At 69.9% G+C, this 1,852-nt stretch carries 2 protein-coding genes; both read right to left on the bottom strand.

Annotated features, from left to right (window positions below; all coding sequences use genetic code 11):
• Entirely contained in the window at positions 1 to 963 is a 963-nt protein-coding gene (locus ABD371_RS35640; RefSeq protein ID WP_344486903.1) for an electron transfer flavoprotein subunit alpha/FixB family protein, read from the bottom strand.
• Positions 964 to 1,052: 89 nt separating this feature from the next.
• A complete protein-coding gene (locus tag ABD371_RS35635; RefSeq protein ID WP_344486906.1) occupies positions 1,053 to 1,841 on the bottom strand; it encodes an electron transfer flavoprotein subunit beta/FixA family protein in 789 nt (262 codons plus the stop codon).
• Between the last annotated feature and the right edge of the window lie 11 nt (positions 1,842 to 1,852).

Below are 1,852 nucleotides of genomic sequence, written 5' to 3'. Positions count from 1 at the left end.
TCAGTTCTTGCGGTGGTTGATGTCTTCGGTGAGTTGGGGCAGGACGGTGAAGAGGTCTCCGACGACGCCGTAGTCGGCGAGGTCGAAGATCGGGGCCTCGGGATCCTTGTTCACCGCGACGATGGTCTTCGAGGTCTGCATACCGGCCCGGTGCTGGATCGCGCCCGAGATACCCACGGCGATGTACAACTGGGGCGAGACACTCCTGCCCGTCTGCCCGACCTGCTGGGAATGCGGATACCAGCCCGCGTCGACCGCAGCCCGCGACGCGCCCACCGCCCCGCCCAGGGAGTCGGCGAGGGCCTCGACCAGCGCGAAGTTCTCCGCACCCCCCAGACCCCGCCCGCCCGACACCACGACCGCCGCCTCGGTCAGCTCCGGCCGGCCCGACGCCTCACGCGGCGTCCGCGACACCACCCGCGCCGCCGGACGCCCCGAGAACTCCACCTCCAGCACCTCCACCGCACCCGCCGCCGCCGAAGCCTCCACCGGCGCCGAATTCGGCTTCACCGTGATCACCGGCACCCCCCGCGACACCCGCGACACCGCCGTGAACCCCGCCGCGAACACCGACTGCGTCACCACCGGCCCCTCCTCACCCCCGACCACATCCACCGCGTCCGTCAGCAGACCCGACCCCACCCGCACCGCCAGCCGCGCCGCCACCTCACGACCCTCACCCGACGACGGCACCAGCACCGCCACCGGATCCACCAACGCCCCGAACGCCGCCTCCAGAGCATCCACCCGCCCCACCACCAGCGACTCCTCCACCTCAGGAGCCTCACACACCAGCACCCGCACCGCACCGTGCTCACCCAGCACACCCGCGGCACCACCCGCACCCGCACCCAGCACCACCGCGACCGGATCACCCAGCCGCCGCGCCAGCGTCAAAACCTCCAGCACGGGCTTGCGGACCGCACCACCCACATGATCGACCAGGACGAGAACATCAGCCATGAAACGTCAATCTCCTGCACCAGAAACGACAACGGAACCGACAACAGAACCGAACACCACACCCACCCCGCACCACAGCGGGACGACGCTCAGACGAACTTCCGCCCCGCGAGGAACGCACCCGCCCCACGGCCGCCCTCACCCTCGTCCTTCACCACCGTGCCCGCACCCCGCGCCGCACGCTCCACCACCGAATCCACCACCGTCCACGCACCCGCCGGCCCCACCTCACCGGCATCCACACCCAGATCATCCAGATCCCACGACACCACCGGCTTCTTCTTCGCCGCCATGATCCCCTTGAACGACGGATACCGCGCCTCACCCGACTGGTCCGTCACCGACACCACCGCCGGCAACCCGGCCTCCAGCACCTCCGAAGCACTGTCACCGTCCCGGCGCCCCCGCACCACACCCCCCGCGACCGACACCTCCGACAACAACGACACCTGCGCCACCCCCAACCGCTCCGCCAGCAGAGCCGGCAGCACACCCATCGCACCGTCCGTCGACGCCATCCCGCACACCACGAGATCGAAACCGGCCTTCTCCACCGCACGCGCCAGCACCAGCGACGTCCCCATCACATCCGAACCGTGCACAGCACCGTCCTCGACATGCACCCCCCGGTCCGCACCCATCCGCAACCCCTTCGCGACCGCCTCCCGCGCATCCTCCGGACCCACCGTCACCACCGTCACCTCCGCCCCGTCCTCCGACGCCTCGGCGATCCGCAACGCCTGCTCCACCGCGTACTCGTCCAGCTCCGACAGCAAACCGTCCACACCCTCACGGTCCACCGTCAGATCCCCCGCGAAACGCCGGTCCCCCGCCGCATCGGGCACATACTTCACACAGACAACAATCCTCAAGCTCACGCCGGCTCTCC

The sequence above is a fragment of the Streptomyces amakusaensis genome, assembly GCF_039532665.1.
GTDB classification, from domain to species: Bacteria; Actinomycetota; Actinomycetes; order Streptomycetales; family Streptomycetaceae; genus Streptomyces; species Streptomyces amakusaensis.
Note: the sequence above shows the minus strand (reverse complement) of the source record. Positions and strands in the feature narration are given on the sequence as shown.

What these genes read in the sequence shown, in the direction of transcription:
- ABD371_RS35640 (WP_344486903.1), bottom strand. Translation starts at nt 963, where the DNA reads ATGGCTGATGTTCTCGTCCTGGTCGATCATGTGGGTGGTGCGGTCCGC.